This is a genomic window from Arthrobacter sp. S39 (genome assembly GCF_004320525.1).
Classification (GTDB): Bacteria; Actinomycetota; Actinomycetes; order Actinomycetales; family Micrococcaceae; genus Arthrobacter.
Window position 1 is genome coordinate 1 of record NZ_SIHX01000041.1, and the last position, 807, is coordinate 807.

Below are 807 nucleotides of genomic sequence, written 5' to 3' on the forward strand. Positions count from 1 at the left end.
GCGGGTTCGTCCGCGAACACTTCTTCGGCAAGGACCCCGCCACCAAGGACCTCGTCGCGGACCTCACCGATGACCAGATCTGGAACCTCAAACGCGGCGGCCACGACTACCGCAAGGTCTACGCCGCGTACAAGGCAGCCACCGAATTCAAGGGCAAACCCACCGTCATCCTCGCCAAAACCGTCAAGGGCTACGGACTCGGACCCCACTTCGAAGGCCGCAACGCCACCCACCAGATGAAGAAACTGACCCTGGATGACCTGAAGGAATTCAGGGACTACCTCCGGATCCCCGTTTCAGATGCCCGGCTGGAAGAGGACCCCTACAGCCCGCCGTACTACCACCCCGGCGAGGATGCCCCCGAGATTGCCTATCTCCTCGAGCGGAGAAGGGTGCTGGGCGGCGCCGTCCCCGAACGCCGGCCGGACCACCAGGCTATTGAACTGCCCGAGGCAAAGACTTTCGATGTTGCCAAGCGGGGCACGGGCAAGCAGCAGGCGGCCACCACCATGGCATTTGTCCGGCTGCTCAAGGACCTGCTCCGCGACAAGAAATTCGGGCACCGGGTGGTGCCCATCGTCCCGGACGAATCCCGGACCTTCGGCATGGACGCGTTCTTCCCCACGGCAAAGATCTACAACCCGGGCGGCCAGAACTACCTGTCCGTGGACCGGGACCTGGTCCTGGCCTACAAGGAATCCGCCCAGGGCCAGCTGATCCACCCCGGCATCAACGAAGCCGGCGCCGTCGCAGCCTTCACCGCCGCCGGCACCGCCTACGCCACCCACGGCGTACCCCTGATCCCGG

At 64.9% G+C, this 807-nt stretch carries 1 pseudogene; it reads left to right on the plus strand.

Going from position 1 to position 807, the window contains the following annotated elements:
* Positions 1-807 (plus strand): annotated as a pseudogene (locus EYS21_RS23245) (pyruvate dehydrogenase (acetyl-transferring), homodimeric type); the annotation flags it as partial.